The 26477-nt window shown below is 72.9% G+C and carries 37 protein-coding genes; 18 read left to right on the top strand and 19 right to left on the bottom strand.

Features of this window, described 5'->3' with window-relative positions:
• The 4 genes from ACFYZY_RS26870 to ACFYZY_RS26855 form a co-directional block, all read left to right on the top strand.
• The coding region (locus tag ACFYZY_RS26870) for an IclR family transcriptional regulator C-terminal domain-containing protein (RefSeq protein WP_388698968.1) at positions 1 to 361 on the top strand (361 nt) is incomplete at its 5' end.
• Between the two features lie 264 nt (positions 362 to 625).
• Positions 626 to 1027 (top strand): hypothetical protein, encoded by a 402-nt coding sequence (locus ACFYZY_RS26865; RefSeq protein ID WP_388698965.1) that lies wholly within the window; start codon positions 626 to 628, stop codon positions 1025 to 1027.
• An 85-nt stretch (positions 1028 to 1112) separates the two neighbouring features.
• Positions 1113 to 1826 (top strand): hypothetical protein, encoded by a 714-nt coding sequence (locus ACFYZY_RS26860; protein ID WP_388698963.1) that lies wholly within the window; start codon positions 1113 to 1115, stop codon positions 1824 to 1826.
• Positions 1827 to 1852: 26 nt separating this feature from the next.
• Positions 1853 to 2515 carry a hypothetical protein gene (locus ACFYZY_RS26855; protein WP_388698959.1) on the top strand — a complete coding sequence of 221 codons (663 nt, stop codon included), beginning with the start codon at positions 1853 to 1855 and terminating at the stop codon, positions 2513 to 2515.
• A 39-nt stretch (positions 2516 to 2554) separates the two neighbouring features.
• Here ACFYZY_RS26855 and ACFYZY_RS26850 read toward each other — a convergent pair whose 3' ends face one another.
• Positions 2555 to 2905: a hypothetical protein gene (locus ACFYZY_RS26850; protein WP_388698956.1), complete on the bottom strand. Its 351-nt coding sequence runs from the start codon at positions 2903 to 2905 to the stop codon at positions 2555 to 2557.
• A gap of 50 nt (positions 2906 to 2955) precedes the next feature.
• Positions 2956 to 4506: a hypothetical protein gene (locus ACFYZY_RS26845; RefSeq protein WP_388698953.1), complete on the bottom strand. Its 1551-nt coding sequence runs from the start codon at positions 4504 to 4506 to the stop codon at positions 2956 to 2958.
• A 104-nt stretch (positions 4507 to 4610) separates the two neighbouring features.
• Between ACFYZY_RS26845 and ACFYZY_RS26840 the strand changes: the two genes are divergently transcribed.
• Positions 4611 to 5195 carry a hypothetical protein gene (locus tag ACFYZY_RS26840; RefSeq protein ID WP_388698950.1) on the top strand — a complete coding sequence of 195 codons (585 nt, stop codon included), beginning with the start codon at positions 4611 to 4613 and terminating at the stop codon, positions 5193 to 5195.
• 75 nt (positions 5196 to 5270) lie between these two features.
• On the opposite strand, the gene ACFYZY_RS26835 is transcribed toward ACFYZY_RS26840, so the two are convergent.
• The 13 genes from ACFYZY_RS26835 to ACFYZY_RS26775 all read right to left on the bottom strand — a co-directional run bounded on the left by ACFYZY_RS26835 (position 5271) and on the right by ACFYZY_RS26775 (position 14192).
• A complete protein-coding gene (locus ACFYZY_RS26835) occupies positions 5271 to 6683 on the bottom strand; it encodes a hypothetical protein (protein ID WP_388698947.1) in 1413 nt (470 codons plus the stop codon).
• 184 nt (positions 6684 to 6867) lie between these two features.
• A complete protein-coding gene (locus tag ACFYZY_RS26830) occupies positions 6868 to 7326 on the bottom strand; it encodes a hypothetical protein (protein WP_388698945.1) in 459 nt (152 codons plus the stop codon).
• Entirely contained in the window at positions 7323 to 8459 is a 1137-nt protein-coding gene (locus ACFYZY_RS26825) for a hypothetical protein (RefSeq protein WP_388698942.1), read from the bottom strand. Before ACFYZY_RS26825 ends, ACFYZY_RS26830 begins: the two co-directional genes overlap by 4 nt.
• The gene (locus ACFYZY_RS26820) at positions 8456 to 8905 is read right to left on the bottom strand and encodes a hypothetical protein (protein ID WP_388698939.1); all 450 of its coding nucleotides are present in this window, start codon (positions 8903 to 8905) and stop codon (positions 8456 to 8458) included. The genes ACFYZY_RS26825 and ACFYZY_RS26820 overlap by 4 nt, the downstream gene beginning before the upstream one ends.
• Entirely contained in the window at positions 8902 to 9915 is a 1014-nt protein-coding gene (locus ACFYZY_RS26815; RefSeq protein ID WP_388698937.1) for a hypothetical protein, read from the bottom strand. The genes ACFYZY_RS26820 and ACFYZY_RS26815 overlap by 4 nt, the downstream gene beginning before the upstream one ends.
• On the bottom strand, positions 9912 to 10295 hold the full coding sequence (locus ACFYZY_RS26810) for a hypothetical protein (RefSeq protein WP_388698934.1): 384 nt from the start codon (positions 10293 to 10295) through the stop codon (positions 9912 to 9914). Before ACFYZY_RS26810 ends, ACFYZY_RS26815 begins: the two co-directional genes overlap by 4 nt.
• A complete protein-coding gene (locus ACFYZY_RS26805; RefSeq protein WP_388698932.1) occupies positions 10292 to 10879 on the bottom strand; it encodes a hypothetical protein in 588 nt (195 codons plus the stop codon). Before ACFYZY_RS26805 ends, ACFYZY_RS26810 begins: the two co-directional genes overlap by 4 nt.
• Entirely contained in the window at positions 10876 to 11514 is a 639-nt protein-coding gene (locus ACFYZY_RS26800) for a hypothetical protein (RefSeq protein WP_388698929.1), read from the bottom strand. The genes ACFYZY_RS26805 and ACFYZY_RS26800 overlap by 4 nt, the downstream gene beginning before the upstream one ends.
• A gap of 7 nt (positions 11515 to 11521) precedes the next feature.
• Positions 11522 to 12775, bottom strand: coding sequence for a hypothetical protein (locus tag ACFYZY_RS26795; protein WP_388698926.1), 1254 nt, complete (start codon positions 12773 to 12775; stop codon positions 11522 to 11524).
• Between the two features lie 17 nt (positions 12776 to 12792).
• Positions 12793 to 13464 carry a hypothetical protein gene (locus tag ACFYZY_RS26790; RefSeq protein ID WP_388698923.1) on the bottom strand — a complete coding sequence of 224 codons (672 nt, stop codon included), beginning with the start codon at positions 13462 to 13464 and terminating at the stop codon, positions 12793 to 12795.
• 4 nt (positions 13465 to 13468) lie between these two features.
• Positions 13469 to 13663: a hypothetical protein gene (locus tag ACFYZY_RS26785; RefSeq protein ID WP_388698921.1), complete on the bottom strand. Its 195-nt coding sequence runs from the start codon at positions 13661 to 13663 to the stop codon at positions 13469 to 13471.
• Positions 13660 to 13836, bottom strand: coding sequence for a hypothetical protein (locus ACFYZY_RS26780; protein ID WP_388698918.1), 177 nt, complete (start codon positions 13834 to 13836; stop codon positions 13660 to 13662). Before ACFYZY_RS26780 ends, ACFYZY_RS26785 begins: the two co-directional genes overlap by 4 nt.
• A complete protein-coding gene (locus ACFYZY_RS26775; RefSeq protein WP_388698916.1) occupies positions 13836 to 14192 on the bottom strand; it encodes a hypothetical protein in 357 nt (118 codons plus the stop codon). The genes ACFYZY_RS26780 and ACFYZY_RS26775 overlap by 1 nt, the downstream gene beginning before the upstream one ends.
• 234 nt (positions 14193 to 14426) lie before the next feature.
• Here ACFYZY_RS26775 and ACFYZY_RS26770 point away from each other — a divergent pair, with 234 nt between their 5' ends.
• From ACFYZY_RS26770 to ACFYZY_RS26720, 11 genes are all read left to right on the top strand, one after another.
• Entirely contained in the window at positions 14427 to 15116 is a 690-nt protein-coding gene (locus ACFYZY_RS26770; protein ID WP_388698913.1) for a hypothetical protein, read from the top strand.
• Between the two features lie 2 nt (positions 15117 to 15118).
• Positions 15119 to 15421 carry a hypothetical protein gene (locus ACFYZY_RS26765; protein ID WP_388698910.1) on the top strand — a complete coding sequence of 101 codons (303 nt, stop codon included), beginning with the start codon at positions 15119 to 15121 and terminating at the stop codon, positions 15419 to 15421.
• On the top strand, positions 15418 to 15933 hold the full coding sequence (locus tag ACFYZY_RS26760) for a hypothetical protein (protein ID WP_388698907.1): 516 nt from the start codon (positions 15418 to 15420) through the stop codon (positions 15931 to 15933). Before ACFYZY_RS26765 ends, ACFYZY_RS26760 begins: the two co-directional genes overlap by 4 nt.
• Positions 15930 to 16133 carry a hypothetical protein gene (locus ACFYZY_RS26755; protein WP_388698904.1) on the top strand — a complete coding sequence of 68 codons (204 nt, stop codon included), beginning with the start codon at positions 15930 to 15932 and terminating at the stop codon, positions 16131 to 16133. The genes ACFYZY_RS26760 and ACFYZY_RS26755 overlap by 4 nt, the downstream gene beginning before the upstream one ends.
• Positions 16130 to 16285, top strand: a complete 156-nt coding sequence (locus ACFYZY_RS26750; RefSeq protein ID WP_388698900.1) for a hypothetical protein — start codon at positions 16130 to 16132, stop codon at positions 16283 to 16285. The genes ACFYZY_RS26755 and ACFYZY_RS26750 overlap by 4 nt, the downstream gene beginning before the upstream one ends.
• A 25-nt stretch (positions 16286 to 16310) precedes the next feature.
• A complete protein-coding gene (locus ACFYZY_RS26745) occupies positions 16311 to 16754 on the top strand; it encodes a hypothetical protein (RefSeq protein ID WP_388698898.1) in 444 nt (147 codons plus the stop codon).
• Complete coding sequence (locus ACFYZY_RS26740) at positions 16751 to 17959, top strand: AAA family ATPase (protein ID WP_388698896.1); 1209 nt, start codon at positions 16751 to 16753, stop codon at positions 17957 to 17959. The genes ACFYZY_RS26745 and ACFYZY_RS26740 overlap by 4 nt, the downstream gene beginning before the upstream one ends.
• A gap of 41 nt (positions 17960 to 18000) precedes the next feature.
• Entirely contained in the window at positions 18001 to 18612 is a 612-nt protein-coding gene (locus ACFYZY_RS26735) for a DUF4326 domain-containing protein (RefSeq protein ID WP_388698893.1), read from the top strand.
• Complete coding sequence (locus ACFYZY_RS26730) at positions 18609 to 19394, top strand: hypothetical protein (RefSeq protein ID WP_388698890.1); 786 nt, start codon at positions 18609 to 18611, stop codon at positions 19392 to 19394. The genes ACFYZY_RS26735 and ACFYZY_RS26730 overlap by 4 nt, the downstream gene beginning before the upstream one ends.
• A 72-nt stretch (positions 19395 to 19466) precedes the next feature.
• A complete protein-coding gene (locus ACFYZY_RS26725; RefSeq protein ID WP_388698887.1) occupies positions 19467 to 20372 on the top strand; it encodes an NUDIX domain-containing protein in 906 nt (301 codons plus the stop codon).
• On the top strand, positions 20366 to 20818 hold the full coding sequence (locus tag ACFYZY_RS26720) for a protein kilB (protein WP_388698885.1): 453 nt from the start codon (positions 20366 to 20368) through the stop codon (positions 20816 to 20818). The genes ACFYZY_RS26725 and ACFYZY_RS26720 overlap by 7 nt, the downstream gene beginning before the upstream one ends.
• Positions 20819 to 20945: 127 nt before the next feature.
• On the opposite strand, the gene ACFYZY_RS26715 is transcribed toward ACFYZY_RS26720, so the two are convergent.
• Positions 20946 to 21779, bottom strand: a complete 834-nt coding sequence (locus ACFYZY_RS26715) for a hypothetical protein (RefSeq protein WP_388698882.1) — start codon at positions 21777 to 21779, stop codon at positions 20946 to 20948.
• A gap of 147 nt (positions 21780 to 21926) precedes the next feature.
• On the opposite strand from ACFYZY_RS26715, the gene ACFYZY_RS26710 reads away from it, so the two are divergent.
• Together ACFYZY_RS26710 and ACFYZY_RS26705 are read left to right on the top strand one after the other, a co-directional pair.
• Positions 21927 to 22241: a hypothetical protein gene (locus ACFYZY_RS26710; protein WP_388698879.1), complete on the top strand. Its 315-nt coding sequence runs from the start codon at positions 21927 to 21929 to the stop codon at positions 22239 to 22241.
• Positions 22242 to 22270: 29 nt separating this feature from the next.
• Positions 22271 to 22534, top strand: a complete 264-nt coding sequence (locus ACFYZY_RS26705) for a DUF6372 family protein (RefSeq protein WP_388698877.1) — start codon at positions 22271 to 22273, stop codon at positions 22532 to 22534.
• Between the two features lie 19 nt (positions 22535 to 22553).
• Here the strand turns inward: ACFYZY_RS26705 and ACFYZY_RS26700 are convergent, their stop codons facing one another.
• From ACFYZY_RS26700 to ACFYZY_RS26690, 3 genes are read right to left on the bottom strand one after another with little or no spacing between them, the layout of a single operon-like run.
• Positions 22554 to 23156, bottom strand: a complete 603-nt coding sequence (locus tag ACFYZY_RS26700; RefSeq protein ID WP_388698875.1) for a DUF4913 domain-containing protein — start codon at positions 23154 to 23156, stop codon at positions 22554 to 22556.
• Positions 23146 to 24885 carry a type IV secretory system conjugative DNA transfer family protein gene (locus ACFYZY_RS26695; protein ID WP_388698873.1) on the bottom strand — a complete coding sequence of 580 codons (1740 nt, stop codon included), beginning with the start codon at positions 24883 to 24885 and terminating at the stop codon, positions 23146 to 23148. The genes ACFYZY_RS26700 and ACFYZY_RS26695 overlap by 11 nt, the downstream gene beginning before the upstream one ends.
• Entirely contained in the window at positions 24882 to 26474 is a 1593-nt protein-coding gene (locus ACFYZY_RS26690) for an ATP-binding protein (RefSeq protein WP_388698870.1), read from the bottom strand. Before ACFYZY_RS26690 ends, ACFYZY_RS26695 begins: the two co-directional genes overlap by 4 nt.
• Positions 26475 to 26477 lie beyond the last annotated feature (3 nt).

Raw genomic sequence — 26477 nt, 5'->3', positions numbered from 1 at the left:
CGCCTCCGGCCGCGTGATCGCCGCCCACCTCTCCCCGTCCCTGGTCGCCTCCGTGCTGGAGCAACCGGTCCCCGCCGGCGCCGGGCCCGGCGCGGTGCACGACACCGCGGCGTACGCCGCGTCCCTGATCCAGATCCGCGAGGCGGGTCACGCCGTCTCCCGCGAGGAGGTCACCGGCTGGAGCGCGGTCGCCGCCCCGGTGATGTGGGGTGACGCCGTCTACGGCGCGGTCTCCGTGCTCAAGCCGTCCTCGCTGATGCCCGAGGACCTGGCGTTGCCCGTCGCCGCGACCACCGCGGCCGCCGACCGGCTCACCCTGCTCGCCTCCGGCGAGAGCGAGCCCTACCCGTTAGCCGGGTAGACCTCCAGCACCGACCACGACATGGGGCCGCCCCTCGCACCGGCAACGGGTGCGAGGGGCGGCCCTCGGTCGTGTCAGGGTGCGGCGCCACGGGGGAAGCGCCGCACCCTGCGGCCAGAGTAGCCCCGCCCGCCCCCGTACGCGGAGGGTTTCCCACCGGATCAACTCACCTCTTAAGAGGTGAGTTTCTGGGGTGAGTCCACGGGTGAGTGACGGGGTGCGTGTCGAACCCGTCGTTCCCGGCGTCGCCCCTACGGTCGGGCCGTGACGAACGATCAGAAGTGGACGCAAGGACTCCGGGCCCGGGGACGGTACGCGCGGCGACGGCTGGAACTGAGCTGGAATCCGTGCGGTCAGACGATGGTGTACGAGGGTCCGGCGACCCTGGTCTCGATGGTGGAGGTGTCGGCACTCGCGCGGGCGCTGGAACTCGTGGAGCAGGCCGCGCGGCCGCCGGAAGGCCTGACCCGCACAACCGCTCTCGGCTGGAAGGCAGGCGCCGGCGCGACGGTGGACGCCCTGCGTGCCGCGCTGGAGCACCAGGCCGGACTGCTGCCACCGCCCCCTCCTCCCCGGCCGCGCCGGGAGCCGCCTCCTCCGGCGACGCCGGAGGAGTTGGCGGAGGCCACCTTGTACGTGCACGGCATCGACTGGTCCGAGGGTTGACCGTCACTTCTGGCCAGTGCACCCGTTCCGGCCATTCCCGTAAGGCGCCTTACGTAAATCCCGTAAGGCGCCTTACAGTTTTGGCATGGAAGAGACGAAGCCCGCAGGACCCACGGGCGTGCCCGCGCGGGTGCCTCCCCGGTACAAGGAACTGGTCGAGCAGTGGGGTGCGGCGGTCGGCGTGGAGGATGCCCGTACCCGCTGGGGGAAGCTGGTGGCGGCCGCCGAGGACGGCACCGTCACCCTGATCGCGATGGACACCACGGCGAGCCTGGGCTACCCGACGTGGGCCGCCCTCGCCCCCCTGGACAAGGTCGCTGACCCCGGCCGGTGCCCGGTGTGGCCGCTCACCTCCGCCCGGCCCCGGCTCGCGGACGTGGTGCTGGCCGCCACCCGCTTCCCCGACGGGGCGCCACAGATCCTCACCCGGCACCGGCGTCCGGTCGTCGCCCTGGTCGCCGCCCTCACTCTGGTCGACCTCCCGCCTGACGGTGAGCGCATCGACGTCGACGCCCATCTGCGGTCCGGCGGCACGATCACCCTGGAGTACGACTACGGCCACCCCGGCTCGACGTACGAGGACGGGGAGGTGGACCAGGAGCCGATCCCCGAGCGCTACATCGCGCGTGCCAAGGAGCCGGACGGCGGCGAGATCGGCCAGGGCGAGGGCGACAGCGTCGCCGAGGCCCTGCTGCGGCTGTGGCGCCCGCCCGCCCACCTGTACTCGGACGAGCCGCCGTTCGACCCCTGGGGCAAGCCCCCGCCCGACGACCTGCCGGAATCCGCGCTGCGGTTCTGACCCCTCACGACGAAGGAGAGACGTACGTGACCACCACCCTCAAGGCCCTTCGCGACTACGGGCCGCGCCAGTTCGGCGACCGGCTCGGCTTCTCGGAGTGGCAGTTCGAGCGGGCCCTGCGGCTGGAGCTGATCCCCGCCGCCGACCTCGGCGGCCGCTGGTCGGCCGACGTCTTCAACGACGTCGTGGGCCGCCTCGACGCGGTGCGCGCGGCGGTCGGCACCGTGCCCGACGTCGGGGCGGACCGCGCGGAGAAGTACCTCGCGGAGAAGTTCACCGGCCTGACCGTCCACCCGGGCACCGCCGCCGAACTCGCCCGGCGCGACCACCTCCCGCGCCGCGGGGAGTTCAAGGGGCACACCCTGTACTGCGGGCTGACCCTGGAGCGCTTCACCGACCGCCGCAAGGTCGCCCGGGCCTCCGCCGCCGGCCGCACGTACACCAGGGACGACGCGGCGGCCGTCCTCGGGCTGCGCCCCGCGGACTTCGACCACCTTCTGCGCGCGGGCCTGCTGACCCACTCGGAGACCACCGTGTCCACCTGGTACAAGGGCATCGTCGTCAAGCTGTACCGGCAGGCCGACCTCGACCGGGTGCTGCGCTCGTCCCGGATCGACTGGGACGCCGTGCGTGCGACGAAGAAGGGGCACCAGTCCCCGCTCGCCAAGCTGCCGACCCGCGCGGGCTGACCGCGCGCCGCCCGGCTCCCCGTGGCCGCCGACCTGTCTCTACTGGTCGGCGGCCACCCACAGCATCAGGCCCGTTCCCGGCTCCAGCGTCTCGGTGCGCGTCCCGGCTTCATCCGCCGCCGCGCCGCGCGAGCCACCGGCGAACCACAGCACGGTGATCCCCTGGTGCCTCAGCCAGGCGTCGGCGTCGCCGTGGACGTCGACCAGCTCGCGTTCGAGCAGCAGCCGGAACGAGTCCGGCCCCACGCCGACCAGGTCGGCTCCGCCGCGCCCGCTCACCCCCTGGGCCAGCTCGCGGGCCTGCGCCGCGCAGGCCTGGACGGCGTGGACGGCGGACATCATCGGGAAGGCGTCCTGCATGCCGCCGTCGATCTCATCGTTCCAGTTCACGGCGCCACGGTATCGGCTGTCGACCGGCCCGACCGCCCGCGGCCGCCGACCTACTCCGGCTCGGCGGCCGCCGCCGTTTCCGCCGTGAGCTGGCGTACGGTGCGCGACTCCCGCGTCGGGCGCAGCGGTGCGCCGTCCGGGCCGCGCACGTGCTCGATCACGGTGATCTCCTCGTGGTGGTGGCGCTCTCGCTCGGGGTCGTCCCGGTGCACGCGTGGGTTCATGCAGTGCGAGCGGTCGTACTCCGCGATCACCTGCCGGTAGTCCAGCGTCCGCCCGCTCGGCGCCGGCGCCGCCGGGGTCGACTCGGCGGGCGCCGGGCGGCGGCCCCGCAGCGTGACGAGGTGGACGGCGGAGTCGTCCTCGACGCCCTTGCGCCGGTCACGCCGGAGGTCGGTGGGCTTGCGCGGCTGGACGCGCTGCTGGGTGATCGGCCGCTTGGTGACCTGCTCCTGGGTGATGAAGTCCCAGCACGCGTAGACGACGTGAGCGACCTCGTCGGTGGTGCCGATCTGCATCGGGCCCGGGGTCTCGGTGGCGCCGGTCGTGGTCTCGTTGTCGGCGAGCAGCGGCGGCGTGCCGGGGACGGCATGGGTCGGGCGAGACCAGAAGGTGAGCCACCACGTCGGCTTCTCCCGGCCGTCGAAGGCCTCGATGTGCCGCACGCCGTCGGGCCCGAACCAGCGCCAGAACGGCTGACGGGGCCCCGCGACCGGGGTCGGCCGCAGATGCCCGGGCGCGTGCGCGAAGTCGGCGGCCCACGGCCCCCAGGACACTGCGACGATGTCCGCCGGCTGTTCCTCGCCCTGCGGGACGGTGCGCACGAGGGGCTTGCCGAAGGCGATGAAGCCGCGCCGGGCGGGCACCCGGTGCGGGGCCAGCGGACCCTTGCGGCCGCGCTCCGCCTTGCGGATGGCGGCCTCGGTCATCTCCTCGTCCACGTGGTACAGCCGGGCCTTGGCGAGCCGGTCGTTCTCCTGCGCGAGCAGCACCCGGGCCGCGTCGTCGGCGGAGTTCAGGTACGGCACGAGGGTGCCGGTGTTCTCGAACAGGGCGAGGGCGAGCCGGTTGACGGCGGGCTTGCCCTGCTGTGCGCTGATCAGCCGGGCCCGCAGGTCGGGCAGGCGCCGGGGGTCGATCGGCTCGGTGGTGGCCATCGCGGGGAAGCGGCGGGGCCCGGCTTCGAGCAGCGCGTGCACCCCGGCGCCGATCGCGATCAGCTTCTGCGCGTTCTCGACGGAGGCCGCACAGGCGCGTGCGATCAGCTCATGAAGCTGGGAGTCGTCCTCGCCGTCGATCGCGGACTGGAGCAGGCTGGCGATGGCCGGGGGCGCGGCGGGCAGGTTCCGCGCGACGCTGAAGTGCCCGTATCCGCCCGCCTGCCAGCGTTCGGCCGCCGCCCGGCACATGCTCAGCAGCTCCGCGACGACGGGCGCCTGCCGTTCGAGCAGGGCGACGTGCACGCTTTGGGCCCGGAGCTGTTCGGCCACCTCCGTGGTCGGCTTGGACAGGGCCTCTCCGGCGAGTGCGGCGAGGCGCTCGGCGAAGGCGGTGTCCTGCGCGGTGGGGGCGGGACTCGGACGGTCGGTGATGCCGGACATGCCCGCCAGTATCCCAAGAGTGACGGGCCCCGGAAGCCGTCCCCGGCGGTCGGCCGCCTGTGGAATCCTGCCTGTCGACCAGCACGGCGAGCAGGGGGAAGACGATGACGCACCCGACGGTGGACCGGAGCGCAACACAGGGCAGCGCGCTGCCGCTGCTGGCGTCGGTCTGCGCGACCGCCGCCGCGGCGGCGGCCCTCGTCGTCCTCGCGAAGGCGGGCACGCTGCTCGACCGGCGGCCCTGGACCGTGCTCCTGGTCGTGGCCGCCGGGATGCTGGGCCTGGTCGGCGGCTGGTGGGTGTTCCGGCTGATGGGCTTCGACCGCCGGCGGCTGACGATCCGCACCACGGTGGCCGCGCTGGTGATCGGGGCCACGATGGTCTGGGGCACCAACGCCGTCGCCTCGCAGGTCTGGAAGTCCGCCTGGCAGCGCTACACCGACGAACTCGGCGGCTCCGGCGCGTGCCTGTCCGGGACGCCGTACGGGGAACGGTGGGCGTCGGCCATCACGATGACCGTGGGCAACGACGACCGCCCGATGGAAGTGTGGCCCGGCACGGTGGAGGGCTCGACGCGGGCCACCCCGACGAAGGTGCTCCGGCTGCACTTCGACAAGAGCCGCACCCGCCCCCTGACCCCGGCGGACGCCTCCTCGCGCGCACTCCTCGACTCCTACGGCTGCCGCTGACCGGCGGCCCGCCCGCCGTACGACGAAGGCCTCCGGGACACGTTCCCGGAGGCCTTCGTCGTGAGCGGGGCCCGGTCAGTCGGCCTTGACCACGTACACCGTGTCCAGGAACGGCCGATCCTCCGGGCCCTTGGGATAGTCCAGGACGGTGATGTCCTGGTGGGTGCACCCGCCGTCGCGGTGCGCGGCGGGGTTCATGCAGTGATCGCGGGTGTGCTCGTGCACCCACCACCGGCCCCGGTCGTAGCGGCGGGTCGGGCCCGTCCCGTCCGTCTCCCGGCGCGGGCGCGGCACCGACTCCTGGCGGCCGCGGATGGTCACCAGCCGCACCGTGCCGTCGTCGGTGATCCCCCGGCGCCGGTCCGCGCGGACCTTGACCGGCTTGCGCTTCTCCTCGGCGACGTCGACCACGCCCTTGCCCACCCGCTCCTGGGTGATCAGGTCCCAGCAGGCCACGATCGCCCGGGAAGCGAAGTCGGCCTCGTCCTGTGCCTTGTCCCTCGCGGCGAACACGTCCCCGGCGGTCATCCGCTCGAACCCGACCGGCCCGAGCGGCGGCGTGGCGGCCGCGTGCGCGTACAGGGTCACCGACCACGTCGTCGGGGCGTCCTCGCTGCGGCCGGGCGGCTGCCAGACGCTCCAGGACGCGGCGACCAGCGGCGCCATGCCCGGGGCGTAGTCGACGGGCTGGTCGAACACGAGGAACCCGGTCGGGGACGGAACGCGCTGGGCGTCCAGCGGGGACTTCCGGGGCCGGGCGGCCTTGCGGGTGGCGACCGCCGTGGTGTCGGCGTCCGCGTAGTACATGCGCGCACCCCGCAGCCGGTCCCGCTCCTGCTCGCACAGCAGCCGGGCCCGGCCCCCGTGGTCCAGGCCCGGGAACGCCTCGGCCGGGAAGATGGCGGCCAGTTGCTCCTCCGTCAGCTCCCGGGCCGTGCCCTCCGCCGTCTCGGGCGCCTCCAGCCGGGCCACGAGCTGGCGCCGCCACTCGGCGACCTGCCGGGGCCGGGGCGACCACGGGGGCGCCTCGGTGCCGTCCAGGGTGAAGGTGGTGAGCGTGCCGTCGGGGTCGAGCACCGCGGCGGCGCCGCTGAGCGCGCTGAGCAGCGTCGCCAGGGTCATCCCGCCGGCGCGCTCGAACTGCCTGACCCTGCGCTCGAAGGCATTCCAATCGTGGCGGGTCAGGTCCTCCAGCGCGGCCCACACGTCCCGGTCGTCCTCGACCAGCTCGGCGAGGGCGGGCGCGGCCTCCTCGATGTAGCGGCCGTGCTCCTCCTCGAACTGCATGAGCTGTTGGGCGCCGAACAGGGCGACCTCGTAGCCCCGGCCGCCCTTGATGGCGTCGCCGCCAGTCGCGGTCTGCTGGATGGTGCGGGCGTACCGGTCCGCCTCCAGAGCGGGGTTGCGCTGGAAGGTGCGGGCGACGGCGGTCAGGTGCCGCCACTTGTTCGCGGTCGCCTGGGTGGCGACGAAGACGCCGGGGAGCAAGGGATCTCCTCACGTAAGAACAGATGCGTACGGGCTGGAGCCGGTGGCCGCTGGGGGCCTTCGCCGGCCCCCAGACCCCCGCTCCCCGCGGCACCGACCGGCGCGGGCAGGGAGAGAGGGGTTGCGCTGGGTGCGCGCCGGACGGCACCGCGGCCTGTGCCGTCCGGGCTGGTGTGATCGGGCGTCAGAGCGGGATGCAGCCGACGCTGAGGTGCCAGTACCGGCCGCCGTACGGCCCGAGGTGACGGCCGATGGTCGTCAGGTCGGTGTCGGCCAGGCCGGGCGAGACGATCAGGGAGATGCTGCCGCCGCCGTGCCGGGCCATGTTCGTCCACAGGTGGATGCGCGGGTCCGCGGGGATGACGATGCGCGCGGCGCTCTCCTCGCACAGGAGCTGGATCGTCACCCGTCCGTCTTCCTCCTGAGTCCAGCGGGCCTGCGAGTCGGCGGCCCGGGCGACCTGCCCCCGGGGCGCCATGCGGTAGCGGGTGACGAAGTCCTTCACCTCCGCCTCGTCCACATCGGGCTCCACGACCAGGACCAGCGCGGCGAGCACGGTGCCGTCGGTCATCGGCAGGCCGGTCGGCACGGCGGCCACTGGAGGCGTCCCCTCGTACAAGGTGCCGCCGAGTTCCCTCTTCACAGCCCAATTCCCTCCGTTGGGGCGTCCTCGAACGCCTCCCCCTCGTCCACGTACTCCCAGAACACCGGGCTGTTGGCGGACCAACCGCCCTGGCGGCGGAGCTTGTCGACGCGCTTGCGGTTCTTGATGCCGAGGGTGACCAGCGTGCGCCGGGCGGAGTGACCGGTGATCCGGCGCCCGGTCAGGCCCGCGTACCTCGCGGAGCGGGCGAGGGCGCGACCGACACCGTCCGGCGACAGGCGCTGAGAGCCCTGGTGGCCCCACTGGTCGACCGGCAGGAACGCCGGGCCGTCGGGGTCCGCGCCGGCGGCGAGCTTGGCGAGCCGGTACGCCTGCCAGCAGCGCACCGGGCACGTGCTGCGGTTCTCCCCGTACGTGACGGGGTCCTTGCGCGCCGGGCGGCCCTTGACCGAGGGCACGCTGACCATCAGCCCCTCGTCCACGACCACGATGTCCGGGTCGTCAAGCTCGGACATCTCCTCGTTGCGCCCGGCGACGGCCACCTTGATGGCGTTGAGCGCCTGGTCCCGCAGCCGGGCCAACTCCGGCACCCGGTAGACCCTGCGGCGCCGCGCCGTCGGCTCCGGCGTGCGCTCGCGCGGGGCCTCCGCCATCGCCCGCAGGTCAGCCGGGCTGAGCGAGGCGGCCTTGCCGCGGCCGCGCTTCTGGCGCTCCTTGTCCAGCCGGAGCGGCTTCAACGCACGCCGGGCCGCCTCGGTGGCCTCCTTCGGCACGGTGAAGCCGCGCTTGCGGGCCTCCGAGGTGACGCCGGTGATCCTGCGCTCGATCGTGTTCGGCGGCGCCTCGACCACCTGGTCCAGGTAGACGACGAAGCCGACGAAGGTGCCGACCGTGATGGTGCTGAGCGGCAGGCGGGTGCCCTTCTGTTCCGCGAGCCAGTCGTGGAACTCGCCCCAGATCTCCCAGTCCCGCTTGTAGCCGTCCTTGGTCTTCTTCGGCCGGATGTCCTCCAGGTGCTGCTTGGCGTCCGTGTCCAGGGCCTGGAGGACGGCGGCCACCGGGTCGCGCACGGCGACCGCGCCGGCGCCGGGGGCGTCGTCGTCCTCGACCAGCTCGGCGTCGACCACCTCCACCGGCTCCAGCGCGGCCCCGCACTCCTCGGCAGTCGTCATCGGGCCTCACCCAGTCGAGCAGGTCCACAACTGAAGGAGAGCACCCCGTGGTCCTCGGGAACCCCGTGTTCCTTCACAGCCGTCTGCCGAACCGAGTCGAGCAGACCCAAGCGGGTGTCGTGCGGGAGCGCCAACGAGCTACCCCAACTGCTGTACTGCCGCTCGCCGGAGTGGTCGCGCCACGCCACGGCCAAGGTCCAGAAGACCGGAAGGGGCGGCTCGTCCAAGTGAACGAGAACGTTGGGAGAGAGATCGAACCACGTCGTGGAGTAGCGGTCGAACCGCAGGCCGAACTCCGCCTCTGCGTGGTTCTGAGCACCCTGATACAGGTCGGCGCGGATGTCATCGGGGCCGGTCAGCACCACATCGGTGCGAGTGCGGTAGTAGGGGGCCTCGGGCACTGCCACCGTGATGCCGCGGAAGTAGCGGTCCGTCGCGGTTGTCACTCGGCGACCTCCTCCACCGTCTCGGCGAGCTTGCCGACCCGCTCGGCGGTGTGGGTGATCCGCTTGGCCTCGACCCGGAGCTGGGAGCCGTCCTCGTCGTGCTCGGTGCAGTCCGCCGCGACCTCGCCCACCAGGTGCGCGATCTCCTCCAGCACCACGGCGCTGGCCTTGAGTCCGGCGCGCAGCTCTCCGCGCTCCAGGTGGTGGGCGGCGCGGGGAAGGTCGTCGTACGCGGGCAGATCGTCACGGGTGGCGACGGCGGCCTGCTCCTCGTCCTCGGCCGGGAACGGCACGAACACCTGGGTGAGCATCAGCCCTGGCTGGGAGGTCTCCGCCTCGGTGGCGAGCCCGGACACGGTGGCGACCAGCCGGGGGTGGATGGTGTGCACTTCGTTCTGCTCGCCGGGCAGTGCCCGGGTGTGGTGGTCCAGGGACAGCGGCATCTCGTCGGGGAGCTGCTCCAGCAGGGCCCGCAGCTCGCCCACGGTGTCCACCATCGGCGCCGCGGCGACCGCCGCCCGCAGCAGGGCCGCCCGCTCCGTACGGGCGTCGCGGTTCTCGACGGCGGCCCACCCGAGGCCGAACGCGACCCAGCGCGTCACCTCGTCGTACGCCTCCTCGTCCAGACCGACCAGGATGTCCGCGCCGTCCGCGAGGTGCTGGTGGTAGAGGGTGCGCTGCCCTTCCGCCCACAGCCGCAGGTCGTCAACGGCCGCCAACACCGTGGTGTCGAGCGCGGCCGCGACCTGGTCCCACGTCGCCCCGAGTCGCAGCGCCTGCGCGACCATGCCGCCGCGTTCGCTGCGCACGGCCCGCCGGATCGCCTCGCCCACGGCGAGCTGCGTCAGGGCGTCGCCGACGACGGCGTCCTGGTCGCGGTCGTGCTCGGTCCGCAGGCGCTCACCGGCCTCGGCGCGCTGCTGTGCGAGGGAGGTGAGCGGCGTGCCGGCCGGAACATCGCCGGGACGGCGGGTCTCGGCGGCCTGCGGGGTGGTGTGCTGGTCGGTCATGCCTTCTCTCCGAACGGTGCGGGGACGGTGCGGCCGTGCTCGCGCAGCCACTGGTGGAGCGCCTTCTCCTCGTCCCGCAGTCGCCGGAAGGTGGCGTCACCGGCGGGCGTCAGGTCCTTGAAGGAGACGCGGGCGCTGCGGGTCTGCGCCCACAGGCACAACTCCCACTCCGGCCGCCCGGTGTCCGAGTTGTAGGTGGCCGGGTGCAGCGAGCCGTCCCGGACGAACGCGTCCCGCTCGCCCTGCCGCTGCTCGACCTTGGCCTCGGCGGCGGCGAGCGCGGCCCGGGCCGCCTCGACCTCCTTCTCCGCCTCGGTGATCCGGTCCTCGTAGAACGCTGTGACGACGGCCGTGCCGTCGATCCGGTCCGTGGTGCTCACTGGTCCTGGTCCTCCTTCGTCTCGGTCCTGGCGATCCAGATGGGGCTGCCGATCAGCACCACGTCGGCGGTGACGGTGCCCACACGGACGGGCCCGCGGTGGTGTGCGTAGACGTAGGTGCCGACCTCGCAGCCGAGCGGGACGGCCCGGCCTTCGTGGGCCTGGTGGACGGCGGACGCGAGGGCCGCCAGGGAGCCGGTCACCCCGGGCACCGCGAGCGCCTCGACCGCGGCCTCGTCGGTCTCCGGGTGGTCGACGGCGAGGAGCTGCAAGGCGCGCACCACGGTGGTGTCGTTCAGGGTTTCCCGGGCGCCGCTCGGCAGCGTGTCCTTGTCCTTGCCGGGCTGGACGTTGCGGGAGGCGCCGAACAGGCACCAGCCCACGGTCAGCGTCGGCAGGCGGCTGACCCCGGTGTAGAGCACGAGGCGCGGGTCCTCGAACCCGCCGCTCTGGTACAGGGCGATGTCGCCGTAGAGGGCGAACGGTCCCGTCGGCAGCGCCGCCGGCCACGTGGCGAACGCCTGCGCCGCCGACGGGAGCTGCTGCTTGACGGCGTCGATCGCCGCGTCCTGGTTGCCGCTCACTGGGCCTGTGCCTCCTCTTCGGCGGCGGCCGCGTCCAGCTCCGCCGCCACCCACTTCGCCCCCGCGGTGAAGGACGCGAACGGCTTCTCGCCGCTGTTCTTCGCCCACGTCGCGTAGCCCGACAGGCCACGGGCGGGCGGGTAGAACTCGGGCCCGATGGCCGCGTGCCACACCGTGCCGCCGCGCTTGCCCCGGCCCTCGGTGACGACGCCGACGATGTCCTTCTCGGACAGCCGGTCGACCTTCTGGCGGGAGCAGAGGTAGGCGCCGGGCGTGGTGTAGTCCCGCAGGTTGAGCAGCGGCGGACCCGGGTAGAGCCACAGCCCGGCCACCCGCCTGGGCGGCTGCCCGTACCCGGTGCGCACCGTGGTGGTCGTCCGGGTGCGGTGCTCCTCGCCGCTGACCAGGTGGACCCTGCCGCACGAGCGGCACAGCACCCGCACGGTGATCCGGTCGTAGTGGTCGCGGTGGCCGCACTCCTCGTTGGGGCACGCGTGCTCAGGGCCTTCCCGGCGGGAGCGCAGCGCGTCGGACTCGGTCTGCTGGTCGACCTCCCAGACGGGCTTGGCGCAGTCCGGCCCGTGGGCGAACGGCTGCCACTCCAGGTGGGCGGCGATGGCGTCGGAACTGCTCATCGGGCCGTCACTTCCCGTCCGCAGTGAGCCAGCGCAGCAGGAGGGTGGTGTCGTTCTGCACGGCCTGCTCGATGCCGGTGCGGATGTGCTCCAGCAGCGCGAGGCCCGGCGTGGGCTCGCAGTAAACCAGGACCAGGGTGTCGCCGTCGTCGTCCGGCAGGATGTCGGGGAGCGTGCGCCACGACCAGTCCCGACCGGCGCCGCGCCGTGCGGCGCGGACCTCGCCGACGCTCACGGCGCGGGGCCGGTAGCCGACGCGGTGCAGCATGGCGAGCCCGGGGTCGTCCTCCGGCTCGCAGTCGGCGGGGCACGCCGGGCTCGGCTCCGCGTCGCAGCGGCGCGCGACCTCGCGGGACAGCTCGCCGAGCCGCATCACGGCCGCCTTCGGGGCCCCGCCGGCGGCGACGGTGCGGGCCACCTCCACGGTCTCGCGCACCAGGTGCTCGGGCGTCAGCTCGGTGGCGTTCTGCCGCCCCAGGTAGTCCAGCGCCTCGTTGACCGGGAGCATCGGCACGGCCCCGCGCGCCGGGCCCACCCAGGTCACGGAGTCGGAGGAGCTGTCGATGTCGGTGAGGCGGTGGGGGACGAACCGGGTCGTGCCCCGGCCCATCTCGCCCACGAAGGCCCCGTCGCCGGTCTCGCTCGGGTACGGCTTGCGGCCCTGCCGGATCAGCCGGGCGATCTCCTCGCGGGCGCCCTCCGGGGTGCCGTCGGGGAGCAGGCCGCTCTCCCGCGCGAGGTAGGCGGCCTCGTCCAGCATCAGCACGACGCGGTCGGTGGAGCCGCCGGTGCGCTCCTGCTGGACGGCCAGCACCGCGGCGAGCATGTCCTTCGCCGACGCGATCGTCTTGCCGGGGGTGCCCTTCTCCAACTCGGCGCGGAGCTTGAGGAGTTCCACGGTCTGGTCCTGGAGCTGGGTGGCGGCCCACGCGCGGGCTGCCTCGGCCTCGGCGTCCTCGTCGGCGTCCCGGTGGTACTGCTCGGCGACGGCGGCGCAGATGTCGGAGTCGCAGAGGACACGGGCCACGGCCTCGGCTCCGTCGGGGTGCTGGATCACCGCGACGTCGGCGTCGGCCAGCTCGGCGGCGACGCACTCGGAGACGAACCGCAGGCCCTCGCGGGCGGCCTCCATCAGTGCGGAGACGCCCCGGTTGCCGTGCTCGGCGAGCTTGGCGTCGTCCCAGCGGGCGCGCTGGGTGTGGACGGTGTAGTGGCGGTCCGGCTCTCCCGGTACGAGGAGCAGCGGTACGGACAGCGGCATGAGTGTGGCCTCTCGATCTAGTGGGCGGTGGCGTTGGTGATGGCGAGACGGCAGACGCCGAACATGATGAGCAGCGTTCCGGCGACGAGTGCGGGGAACGCCAGGTGGTTGCAGAGGGAGTCGACGTTCGTCCAGATCCACACGTTGATGTTGGTGCCGGGGGAGGTGCCCTTGGGCTTGGTGTAGTCGTACTGGCCCATGCCTCCGCCGGCGGCCACGCAGAGGACCCCGACCAGCACGAACCCGAGCGACGCACGCCGCTGGTCCCGCTTGTCGTAGTAGCCCGTACGAACGCGCTCCTGGTGGACGGCGAGTTCCCCGGGCGCGAGGTCCAGTTCCTTCTGGGCGACCCAGTCGGCGGCGGCCTTGGCCTCGATCGACTCGGCGGCGTCGAAGTGGTGACGCTGGGCGGCGCTGTGGCAGTCGCTCTCGTCGCACAGCACGCGGCCGGTCATCGTCACCGACCCGTCCGGGTGCGCGGCGGTGTCGATGTCCGGCTCGGTGAGCTGTGCGTAGGCGCAGGTGGAGGCGGCCTTGCGGACGCCTTCGCGGACCGCTGCCTCCTGCGCGGCGCGGCCGTCGGGCTCGGCGGCGAGCTGCTCGGCGCTCCAGCGCTGGCGGTCGGTGTGCACCGTGTACGACCGGTCTATCGGCGGCAGGGTGATAGTGACGGGCACGTTCAGCGGCATGGGCTCAGTCACCCTTTCGTGTGGTTGCGGCCCGGGCGATCCGGGCGAGGTGCTCGAAGTCGGCGTCGGTGAGCGGGCCGCCGTCGGGGCGGGCGTAGTCGATGGTGATGCTCGGGCGGGACCGCACCCGGAACAGGGCAAGCTGCCCCGGCCCGACGGGAGTTGCCTGCGGCGCCGGCGTCTCGACGGGGACGGTCATCGGCCGTTCTCCCGGTGGATCTGGCGGATCAGACGGCGGGTGACGAGGCGCTGGGGCAGCATGCCCTCGGCCACGTTCTTCGCCCGTCCGGCGTGCACCCGCAGCACGGCCACGTAGAACCGGGCCATGAACGCGGCGGCCACCACGGCGGTGACGATGAGGAAGGTCGGCATCACGCGCCCTCGCGGTGCACGAAGATGGTGGCGCGGAAGCAGCCGCGGGTGCGGCGGTCGTCGTCCTTCCACCCGGCGTACAGCTCCTCGCGGCCGTTGACGTGGTCGGTGTCCACCGGCACGCCGACGTGGTCGGCCCACTGCTTGACGGCCGCGCGCTGCTGCTCGGGGGTGTAGCTCAGGCTGTCGGCCGCGCCGATGAGGTTGCCGTTCGTGGCGAGCGACCACCCCAGCGGGGGCAGACCGTTCTTCGCACCGTGCTCGATGAGGTCGGCGAGGTGCCGCTGTGCGCGGCGCTGCCACTCGTAGAGGGTGGCGGCCGGGACCGTGTCGGTCGGGGTGTCGATCTGGGGCACGTCCGTTCGATTCCTCTCGTCTCGGCGGACCGTTCGCTGACCTGTCGTCATGTCCGGTTTATCGCCTCGGATATGGCACGTTATCCGAGCCGAGACGCCCCGGTCCACCACATCACCCGATCGTGTCTAGATTTCTGGTCTGATTCTCCGGGGTGTAGACAGGGAGGGGGTCGGAGGGGCAGACTCACCCATCAGAACCCGGAGAACCGGGCAAGAATCTGTCGGAAGGCTCGCATGGAGATCATCATTAAGGGAGCAAGCGAGGAATTCGCCCGGGAGGTGCTCCAGCTCGCCGCACAGCAGGGCGCGAACCTGTCCATCAGCACGATCGAACAGGGGTGGACGGAGGAGCGCGCCGAGCGCTACCTCCGCTCGCTGCCCTCCGGTGCCCGCACCTTCGCCCGGCTTGTCGTGGTCGACGGAGACGGCCGCGCCGAGGCGGAGACGCTGCGCGCGGCGGTCGGCAAGCTCAACGGCCCCACCGTCGCCCTGGCCCGTGCCATCCCGCGCGGGGTGCGCGAGGGCTGGTGGCCGGAGGGCACCCCGGCCCCGATCGAGCGGGTGGACGACCCCGATCACCCGTCCTGGCAGAAGGCTGAGGCGTACATGATGAGCCGGGACCTCGTCCCGGTCTTCCGTGCGGCCTTCGCCCGCCTCGCCTACACGCAGCAGGCGGCCCGGGCGGTGGGGATGTACCCCGGCGGCGCGGGCAAGACCTCGTCGTCCCGGACGCTCGACCCGTCGATGCTCAAGGGCTACAACCTCGTTGACCTGGACGGCGGTTCGCTCCCGGCCGACGACGACCAGGACGACGACGGAGTGATGGAGTGCCACGTCTGCCTCAAGCCGTACGAGGCGGACGAGCAGGGCAACGCCTCCCACCTCGACACCGCCCTCGACGCCGACCACACCCCGAGGAGCTGACCGTGACCACCCGCATCCCGCGCCGCGCCAAGCGGGTCTTCTACGCCACCGAGAGCACCACCCGGACCAAGCCGGACGGGGAGGTCATCCGGGTCGCCGGACGCGAGCAGCGCTCCACCACCTTCCGGGAGGCCCGGAAGTTCCTGGACGACCTCGGTGTCCCCGGCGGCGTCACCGTCTGGACCGAGCGCAGCCAGCAGACCAACGCCTACGCCGACCGGCGCGCGGACGGCACGTGGGTGGCCCTGGACCGGCTGACCGGCACCTGGGTGCCGCTGCCCGAGCCCGAGCAGGGGCAGGCGTGAAGGGCGCCTACATCCGCCTGAGCTACACCGACCCGATGACCGGGCAGGCCCCGCGCAGCACGCGGTACCGGGAGACGCAGTACGTCGACCTGGACGGCGTCGTCCTCGTCGTGCGCCACGCCCACCGGTCGCGGAGCCCGCTGTGGTCGGCGGAGCCGTACACGGACCACCTGCACGGCAGCGCTCACGCGCTCTGGGCGAAGCACCTGCAAGCCGGGACCGGCGGCGGCCTGATCTTCGCGCACATCCGGCGCCGTGACCTGCTGGAGCAGATCGCGCAGGCCGTCGGCACCGAGGAGTGGGCCCGCGGGCGGGACGCCTGGATGGGCCTCCCCCGCGACCGCTGGTGGTCCGGCCGGCGGTTCCGGGTCGTACGCCGCGCGCCGCGCCAGTGGTGGGCCGTGCCGACCGACCCGAGCCGGGACACCGAACGCGGGCCCTGGACCAGCGAGCGGGCCGCGCTCGACGCCATCCACCCCAACCTCAACTCCCCGAGAGGCGGCACCACATGATGACCCCGCGCCTGATCCTGTTCGCCGTCCTGCCGGCCGGACTGCTCGGCATCGCCGCGGCGGCCGCCGTCTGGTTCCCCGGCGCCGACGACCTGAGCATGACCCGCCTCCTCGCCGGGGGCGCGGTCCTGGTCGCCGTCCAGGTCGCCGCCAGCGGCGCCCTCGGCTACGTCCTCGGACGGCGCGGAATCGTCCGGTGAGCCGTCCGGTACAGCCCGAGTGCACCGGCTGCGGGATGACGGACATCAACTTCGTCTGGGCGGCCGCCGCCGGGTGGCGCCTGGTGCTGGGACGGCTCCGCTGCCGCCCCTGCGCCGCCGTCTTCCCCGCTTGGATGCACCGCTCCTTCTGATCAACTCCCCGCGAGAGGAATGGACATGACGTTATCGCCCGACGCGCTGACCACGGCGGACACGCTGTGGCAGCACCTCACCGAGCATCAGCCCGCCGTGGCCGCCGCGCTCGCCATGCAGGTGCGCGCGCTGCCCGAGGACTGGTCGCTGCGCGTTCTCGGTGTGGCCCGGCCGCACGCCGCGCTGGAGCTGCCCGCCACCGGCGACGTGCCGATGGAGATCGAGCCGTACGACGCCGCCGACTGGGAGAACTGCCCGGCCTGCGGTGAACTCGACCGGCTGTGCCGCTACCACGAGGGCTACACCACCGGCTACGAGGCGCTGAACCAGCCGCTCACGGAGGCCGCCCGCGTCGACCCGAAGGTCACCGTCGCGGACGCCCTGCGGCGGCTGACCGAGGCAGAGGAGGCCGCCGAGCGCGGCGAGCTGACCGCCGCCGTGGAGCGGATGACCGGGGGGCAGGGATGACGACGACCAGCACCCCGCCGTGCCCGGAGTGCTCGACCACGACCGTCCCGGCGACGGTCGACGGTGAGGACATCTGGCGCTGCCCCGACCCCGAGTGCGGGTGCCGTACGTACGGCACCGGCAACGAGGACCACGACGACGCGCTGCCCTCGTACACCGAGACCGACGCCGCCGGCGCCGTGTTCGTCTACCACGGCACCGGCCACCTCGACCTGGAGGCGACCGCCGAACTGGCCTCGCAGGACGGCCCCGACGAGGACGACGAGGAGCCCACGGGCCCGTTCGGTGCGCCGTTCGTCCTGGAGCCGGGGACGCTCGTCGTCGCGGTCGGTCCTCCCGCAAGTGGGAAGTCGACGGCCGTGGCCCGGTGGTTCCCCGCGACGTGGCGGGTGTCGCTGGACGCCTACCGCGGCTGGCTCACCGACTCCGAGGCCGACCAGGGTGCCAGCGAGGAAGCGCTCGCGATCCGCGCGCTGGTGCTGGAGGGGAGGCTCCGCCGAGGTCTCACCACGGTGTGCGACTCCACCAGCATCACGTCCGCCGCGCGGGCCGATCTCCTCGCCCGCGCCGACGCGTTCGACCGCCCCGCCGTCGCCGTCCTCTTCGACACTCCGGTGGAGGTCTGCGAGGCCCGCAATGCGGCACGGGAGCGCACCGTTCCCTTGGACGTGCTGCGAGAAATGCACGCTCAGCTTCCCACCGCTGATCAGCTACTCAGCGAGGGCTTCACCGCCGTTCACCACATCGAACCCGCCCCGACAGGAGCCACCGTGTCCAACGACATCATCGCCCCCGAGCGGATCGCGGACGCCGTCGCCGTACTGCGCAAGGCGCAGGAAGGCGACGAGGAGGCGCGCGACGACCTCGCCGACTTCTTCCCGGAGTACGAGGGGCTGGTCATGCAGACCGACCAGGCCCGCTACCTCGAACTCGCCGCCCGCGCCGGTCTGGTGGCCACCCACCTCCTGCTCCTCCAGAGCGGCGGCCAGTGGCTGGCCTCGGTGGACACCTACACCTCCGACTTCGCCCTGCCGCTCGCGTCCGTGGCGCTCGGCGACTACGCCAGCAGGACCGAGGCGGTCCGGGAGACGGTGCGCGCCGCGACGGACAACGGCTGGGCGCTCGCCCCCGAGCACGAGTGGGCCGACTTCGACTGCGGCGGTGGGGAGATCCACATCCCGATCCACGCGCGGCCGACGCACTGACCGACCCATCCCGCCTCTGACCAGCGAAAGGACCGCATCCGATGCGTACCTGCACCCGTATCCAGCGTCAGCGCACCAAGGGCTGGCGCAAGCCCGAGCGGTGCATGATCGTGGACCGCACGTCCGACTTCGGCAACCCGTTCACCGTCGCGCAGCTCGTGGACATCGGCTACCAGGAGCCGGAGGCTCGACAGACGGCCGTCGCCGAGTTCCGCCCGTGGCTGCGCGGCAGCCGGTCCAACTGGACCTCCGACGAGAGCGACCGGCGCCGGGAGAAGATCCTCACCCGGCTGCCGGAGCTGCGCGGCATGGACCTGGCCTGCCCGTGCGAGCCCGGCGAGCCGTGCCACGGCGACGTGCTGCTGGAGTGGGCCGCGCTCTCCCCGCTCGCCCTGGAGGTGCGTACCGCCTCGACCCGGGTCCGGGTCGACCGACAGCGGGTCTTCCAGGGCCTGGAGCCGATGTACGACGCCGCCGAACTGGCCGCCGTCCTCACCCAGGACGTCTACCTCGACTTCGGCGGCACGGTCGACTTCGACCCGGGCGACGGCATCCCGCAGCGCTGCGACACCCGGACCTGGAACTACTACCTGAAGAAGCAGCGGCTGCACGAGCCCGCGGTGACGCTCCGCCTGGTGGAGGTCTTCGGATGAGCGCGGCCGCCGACGCCCCGCGCCTGGACCGGGCGGAGACGTACGCGGAGACCGTCCACCGGATCTACGGCGACCGGCGGGCCGCCCCGCCGGCGCGGGAGCTGCTGCTCGCCGTGGCGTACGCCCTCTTCGTCGCCCCCGGCGAGCCCGGGCGGGTGCTGAACACCGCCGCCCGCGCCCTGGGCCGGAGCACGACAACGGGCCACCCCCGCTTCGACGCCCTGGTCGCCGACGACGCGCCCCGCTACGAGCCGCCCCGCGCGGCGGCCGACTGGGGCCCCGGGCAGGCTCCGGGCTGCGAGGCCCCGCGCCTGCGACCGTACGTCTACCGGCCGCGCCGCCCCGCCACCACCGAGGACGAGACGGCGGCGGTGCCGCTGCGGCCGCTGCCCGAACCGGTCGTGCACGTCGGCCCGGGCTACGTCCCGCCGGTCGACGTCCGCAACGAGCGCAGGATCTGCGGCGCCGACTCCCACCACAAGGTGCTGGAGCTGGACCCGCGGACCGGCTGGACGATCCCGCGCTGGTTCTGCAAGCGGCACGTCGACCACGCCGAGCGCGTCGCCGAGCAGGTCCGCGAGCAGAACGCGGCCGCGCCCGCGCCGATCCCGAACCGCGGCGGCCTGCTGCCGGCGTACTTCAAGGCGCCGTGGGAGGACGTCTACCGGCACTACGCCCCGGCGAGCTGGGAGCCGCCCACGTACGGCCTGTCCGCCGACGACTGGCCCGACCCGGGCAACCCTCCCCCGGCCCGCACCCCGCGCCGCCTGCGGGCCGTGTAGCGCGATTTATCTGGCCAGATAGAACACCACCCCGGACCGGGACTTCCCCGGCCCCGACGAGAAGGAGATCCATTGAGCACGTACGAGACCGACCTCGCCGCCGCGAAGCGCTCGCGCACCGCGTGGGGCTGCACCTGCGGGGCCGACAACCCGCGCACGTACGACGCCTGCCACGACTGCGGCCGCCCGTCGTGGACGTGCGCGGCCTGCGGCACCGTCAACCCCTCCGCCCGCAGCAACTGCAACGAGTGCGACAACGCGATGCCCGCCGAGCTGCTGGGCGGCCGCGAGGAGGGCTTCGAGATGACCTACCCGGAGTGGATCGCCACCCAGGTCGGCCCCCGCGTCGTCGGCGGCCGGTACAACCACGGCGACGCCGCGAGCACGTACGAGGTCCTCGCGATCGAGCGCGGACCGCGCCCGCTCGGCGTCTGGCCGGTGTGGGACATCACGGTCCGCTTCGAGCAGGACGGCCGGGAGACCACGCACTGCACCGGGTGGGACGCCCGCCGCGACACCGTGGTGGCGCAGCCGCCCGCCGACGACGAGGGCGAGTGGCGCTTCACGGCCGACGTGGTGGCGGTCGACCAGGACGGCCGGGTGCTGCTCATCCAGCGTCGCTGGGAGCCGTTCACCGGCCGCTGGGCCCTGCCCGGCGGGCACCTGGATGAGGGCGAGGACTCGCGGGTCGCCGCCGCCAGGGAGCTGGACGAGGAGACGGGTGTACTGGTCGACGCCGCCGACCTGGTCCTGATCGGCACCTACAACGCCCCCGGCCGTGACCCGCGCGGGAAGTACAGCACGGACGCCTACCTCGTCCGGGTGCCCTCCGGCACCGTCGCGGTGGCCGACGACGACGCGGCGGACGTGCGGTGGGTGGAGCTGGGCGCCCTGGACGACGTGGAACTGGCCTTCGACCACGCCGACATCCTGCGCGCCGCCGGCCGCATGCTGACCGCCGGGGAGGGCTCGTGCTGAACATTGTGATCGCGGTCGTCAGCGCGCTGCTCGGCGCGGTCGTGAGCGGGGTGATCCAGCATCGTCTGGCCCGCTCCGCCCGCGCCGAGGCCCGGGACGACCACCGGCGCGACCAGGCGCTGGAAGCCGTCAAGGAGTTCGCCGCGGCGGTCGCCGGGCACCGGCGCACCATGACCGTGCGCGAGGGCCTGCGGCTCGACGGGGCGAGTGCGGAGGCCTTCGGCGAGGCGCGGGCCGCCTCGCACGCCACCCGGTCGGCCATCGAGGCGCCCAAGGTGCTGGTCTCGATCCTCGTCCCCTCGCTCGCCGTGTCCGCCGAGGAGGCGACGCGGGCCGTGCTCGCGCTGCGCGGCGCGACCGACAAGGACTCGCTCGACGTGCTGCGCGAGGGCGCCGTCACCGCGGCGGACACGTTCGTCGCGGCGGCCTCCCGGCACTTCACCTGACCCCCTGGCCGTAGGTGCTGCACCTGGTGCACCACGGCGGCAAGCCGTACGACGACGCGGGCCCCGGCTCCCCCTCGAAGGGGACCGCCGGGGCCCGCGGGTTATCTGGCCAGATAGACCACCTGTCTCAGGCGGACTCCTCCGCCGCGAAGTTCTCCATGCAGTCGCCGCACATGATGTTGCGGCGCTCCAGCGTCTTCGGGGAGACCCGGATGACCGCGGGCGGCTCGCACTGGCAGACCGCCTTGACGTAGTTGCGGTCCTCCTTCTCCTTCGTCCCGGTCGGCGCCTCGTCGCCGCCGGCGTCGTCGGCGTCCATGTCGTCGGCGGCCCCGCCGCCCGTGCTGCCCCCGCCGCCGCTGCGGGTGGCGAAGAGGTCGGGGGTCCGGGTGGCGTGCATCGCCTTGTCGAGCGCGGCGATCTCCTTGGCGTACGTCGTCGCCGCCTCGTCCCCCAGCTCCGTACCGGCGAACCCGTACTTCTTCTTCCACTTCTCGCCGACGTCGGGCCGCTGGACCAGGCCCATCGCCTCGGCCGTCTTCCGGAACTCCTTGTTGTGGTACTGGCTCGCCGAGCAGTCCTTGACGCCGCGGTTCTCGTTCGCGGCATGGGTGGCCTCGTGCAGGAGGTACCCGAAGACCTTGGCCGCGCCGTCGGCGAGCGACTCGGCGGTGACGAACACCTCGTGGTGGACGTCGTCCCCCTCGCGCAGCCGCCACCGGCGGGGCGCGAAGTGGGCCAGCTCGACCGCGCTCGCGCGGCCGCCGGTGGCCATGCTGATGACGGCCTCGGGGACGTCCGGGTGGCGGGCGCGGATCGCGTCCCATGCCTCGACCAGGGCGGAGGTGACCCCGGCGGCGATCTTGGCGACCGTGACCTCGGCGGGCAGGTCGGGCACGACCTCCAGGGACGGGGCAGGCGCGGGCTCGGGGATGACGGCGACGGCTTCGGTGGTGGGCATGGGTCCACCTTAGCGGAAACTCACCTCTTAAGAGGTGAGTTTCTGGGGTGAGTTGGCGGCGCGTTCTCCCAACTCGGGCCCGCCCGGGACGGGCTGACGGTGGCGTCCGGTATGCAGGAGGTCTGAACTACGGCGAAGGAGCCCCACGTGTACGTCGACATGGCCGCCCTCGATGAGGAGTGCACCCACCTGGCCTGCCTCATGGCCGACCGCAGCATGGAACACCTCACGGTTCCCGAGCCGCGGACTCCCGAGGAGCAAGGCGCCGCCCTGGAGGCGGAGTTCTCCGGCGAGCTGGAGCGGTCCTTCGCCCGAATCGTCGCGGCGGGCTCCGACCCGGAGTGCATCCTGCCGAGCATGCTGATGGGGATGGCCGGAAAGCTGGCGATCCTCGCGACGGACGTGTCCCTGCACGGCGACCGGGACGCGGCGACGGTGATCCGGTCGATCGGCGGCCGGTAGGCCCGCAGGCGAGCGGCTACGGTTCCGGCATGGCGGACAAGACCCGGTACCCGGTGCTGTACCTGACGATGGTCTGGCTGTTCACCTGGCAGCAGCACCGGCCCGGCGGCTGCCGCTGCGTGTGCCGCTTCTACCACTCCGGCGAGGGCACGTGCTCGGCGGCCGCGGAGCCGGGCCGCCTGCTGCGCGTGGTCACGCCCGGGACCGAGCGGCACAGCAGCCCGGCCGACATCACCGACGCCCTTCCGGTGTGCGCCTCCTGCTACACCGCCCTCGCGCCGCTCAGCGAGTAGCGCGAGGGCGGCCGCCCGCTCAGTCCTCGCCGTGCGTCCAGGCGCTGGGGACGAGACCGGGCATGCGGTGCTCGATCTGGTGCTCCCCCTTGGTGCAGCCGCCGAACGGGCCGGTGGACGACCGCAGTTCGCGGAGCGCGGGGTCCATGTGGTCGCGGTGCCAGACCGACGGCCCGGTGTACCCGCAGGACGCCGGGTCCGTCAGCTCCTGCCAGGCGAGCCACACCGCGTGCAGGCGGGCGATGGCCACGGGATGCTCCCACCACAGGTGACACCACCGGGCATCGGCCGACGGCTCCCCGAGGTAGCCGGGCACCAGCACCCCCTCGACCCACTCGACCAGCGCCCGCAGCTCGTCGTCGTACTCCGGCGGGTCGAGCAGCAGGATGAACGGCGGGTACTGCCACTCCTCCTCTTCCCCGTCGCCCTCCTCGGCGGCGGCCTCCCCGCCGGCCGACTCCGCCTCGTCGGCGGAGGCCTCGCCCGGCTCCCCCTCCGCTCCCCCGGTCAGCTTCTTGACCAGGTCCGTCAGGCTCGCGACCCGGGCCTTGAGGTCTTCGATGTCCTCGAACATGCCCACCGGCACGTCCAGCTCCGGGACGTCGTCGGGTTCATCGGCCACTGCGCGTCGCCTTCCGCAGCTCGTAGGCGCCCACGGCGCGCTTGGTGATGGCGGCCTCCTCGGCGGCCATCTGCGGGCCGATGTGCGCCATTGCCCGCTCCGCGTACCAGGGGCGCAGGCCGATCTGCGCGACCGGCATGCCGGTCGACATCAGCAGGGCCGTGCCCTTGCGCATGGCGCGGATCTCGGCGGGGTCGAGTACCTGCTCGCGCTGCTCGCTCCAGCTCCGACTTCCGCCGTCCTTGCTCTTGGAGTAGCTGCCGCGCTCGACGTAGTGCGCGCCCGTCAGGCTGCTGATGTCCTGTGCGAACTTGGCGTCGTCGATCCCGACGCCGATCACCTTCTTCGTGGCCGCGCTCCACATCGAGTCCATGCCGACCTCGCCCCATGCCCGTACGCCCTGGCGGTAACTCTGGAGGATGACGAACGGCGTGATGCCGCGAGACCCCAGGTGGCTGTAGAGGTCGGGCAAGTCCGCGATCTTGCAAATGTTCGCGGCCTCATCGAGCACGGCGCGCATCGGCTCGGGCAGTCGGCCGCCGTGGCGCTCGCCCGCCTCGGTGCCGGCGGTGAACACCGCGTCGGCGACCGCCGCGACCAGGGCGCTCGACGGGCCGCCCTTCTTGCTCAGCAGGTAGAGCGTGTCCGTGCTGGTGGCGAAGGTCTCGGGGTCGAAGCGGACCCGGTGCTTGTCCGGGGTGACCCACGCGAGCACCTTCTCGTCGCGCAGCGCGGACATGGCCGTACGCGCGTTCTGATAGATCCCGCTTTGGGTCTCTTCGGCAATATTGATGGAGGAATCGACCTGTTCCGCGAGCACCGGCTCGTTCGCGTACAGGACGCGGAGCGGCGCCTTCTCCTTCGGGTCGGACAGCCACCTCATGACCTCGCGGACGGTGGCGCCCTCCCACCACGCGGCCCGGTAGAGGCCGGTGAGGAGGTCTCCGGCCGCCTGAGACCAGAAAGGATCGGCTTGCTCGCTCGTGATCTGGTTGACGAAATGGCTGGCCAGACGCTCGGCTCCCTCCAGCGTCTCGGCCTGCGCGACCAGGTCGACCCACACCTCCCGCTCAGCCTGCGCGACGCCCTGGGTGTCGAACAGGAAGGTGGTCCCGGCCTTCGCCCGGCTTCCCTTCGTCGCGGCGTAGACGTCCGCCTTGTTGCTGGTCATCAGCAGGGCGCCGGGCGCCTCCTCCGCCACCGGGATGGCGAGGGAGGTGGACTTGCCCGCGCGGGGCGCCATGATGGCGACGTAGGTGTCCTCGTCGGACCCGCGCAGCTCGACCCCGGACGGCATGTGGTCGCCGAGGAGCACGCCCCGGTCGCGGGCCGGAACCTCCTTCGGCTTCACGCCCTTCAACGAGGCCCTCAACCGGGTCGCGGTACGGGCCGCGTGCTTGGGCGTCAGCTCGCGCACCTGGTGCAGCGTCGCCAGGCTGGACGGGTTCCTGAACCAGCGGAATGCCCAGCGCATCCCCCACACGAGGAAGACCACGACCGCGAGGTCGGCGACGGTGGCGCCGACGATGGAAGCGGTCTGCGACTGTGGCCACACCGTCGACCAGTCGCTCACCATCCGGTAGACGGTCAGTGGGGAGGCGGGTGCCACGTCCTCGCCGGTCGCCAGCGCGCCGGCCGCGGCCCCGGCCCACGTCGTCGCGGACAGCGCTACCGCGCCGCCGACCAGGATCGCGCCGCCGGCCCACGCCCGGTCGTTGTCCGTCATCATCGGCTGTCGCCTCCCACGCTCGTCCTCCTGCGCCGGTTGGTGTCCGTGCGGTAGAGCCGCTGTTCGGTCGCGGTCAGCTCCAGCGAGGCCGCGATCCCGGGCCGGGTGCCCACCTTGATCAGGTATTTGCCGCGGCCCGGGTGCCGTGCGCCCTCTTCCTCCAGGGGCACGTTGAGGCCGTCGGCATCGTCGTAGCTGGGGTCGACATCGAGCCCGGTCGACGTCGCCGACGACCATGAGCCGATCATCATGCGCTCCTGCTCGGTGAGGCTGCGCTTGCCGGTGACCCGGGTCAGCTCCTCCTCAGAGGACGCGCCGATCACCCAGGTGTCGCACCGGTCCATCAACCCGCGCGCCTTGGCACGGTCGGTCTCCGTCGGCAGCGCCTCGACGTCCAGCAACGAGTGCGTGACGTAGATCGTCACATCGTTCGTGGTCCTGTTCAGACGGCTGATGGCGTCCATCGCGTCCACCAGGCCCGGGCCGCTGCGCAGGGCCCGCCACATCTCGTCCATCGGCAGGACGAGGGAACGGTCCATGAGGCCGATGCTGCGGGCGGAGTCGATCGCGGAGTAGGTGTACGCCCACGTGGCGATCATGCCCGCGCTGACCACGTCATTTCCGCGGGCCCGCAGGGCGGAGATGTCCACGGACACGGCGGGCGCCGAGATGTCCAGGGGGGTGGTCGTCGGCCCGTCGAAGAGACCCTTCAACGGGCCCCCGATCAAGTTGTCCAGCCCGGCGACGACTTCCCTCGTCAGGTCCCGGTACCGGTCGTCCTCGGCGGAGAGCTTGGTTCGCAGCGCCTCGGGCGCGTCCCGCAGCACCTGCACGACGTCGCCGACCACCGGGTCGCTCCCCGACGACTGGGCAGCGGAAGCGACGTGGACGGCCGTGTCCAACGCTGAGCGCTCGATCGCGTTCGGGGCTTTGCCGAGTCCGTGCTTGGTCGACAGCAGGGCGACCAGCGTCTCCAACCGGCGCCCGTTGAGGACGTCCAACAGGGCGTCGCGCTGCTTCACCGGCAGCGACTGCGCACGCCCCTTGAGCGGCCCGGAGTCCAAGGGGTTGAGACGGCCGATGCCGTCGCCGATCCGGACCACCGACCCGCCGAGTTCGCGGACCATGTCGCTGTACTCGCCCTTGACGTCCCCGGGTACGCACGTCATGAACCCGAGCGCCGAGTAGACCATGCACACGCGCTTGACCAGCGCCGACTTACCCGCGCCCGGCTGGGACATGACCCAGACGCCGGGATTGGTCGTGAGCTTGCCGGTCCAGCCCGACGGGTCGATGCACACCAACTCGCCGGTGAGCACATCCCGGCCGACCGGCACCCCGCGCGGCGGGAGACCGCTGCCGAGGAGGAAGGGGTAGATGCCGCCCGCCTGGCTGGTCGGACCGGTGTAGATGGTGCCGGTGTCCTCGACCGGCACGCGGCCACTGAACCGGCCGCCCCAGCCCAGCCTCGGGGCGAAGCGGCCCCGCAGCTTCTTCTCCGCCCGCCGCTCCTCGCGGGTCGGGGCCTGCTCGATCACCTTGACCACACGCTTGGGGGTGGTCACCGGAACGGACTTGGTCTTGCCCATCGT

This window comes from Streptomyces sp. NPDC001744 (assembly GCF_042892575.1).
In the GTDB taxonomy this organism is placed as follows: Bacteria; Actinomycetota; Actinomycetes; order Streptomycetales; family Streptomycetaceae; genus Streptomyces.
This window is presented reverse-complemented; position numbering and strand designations above follow the sequence as displayed.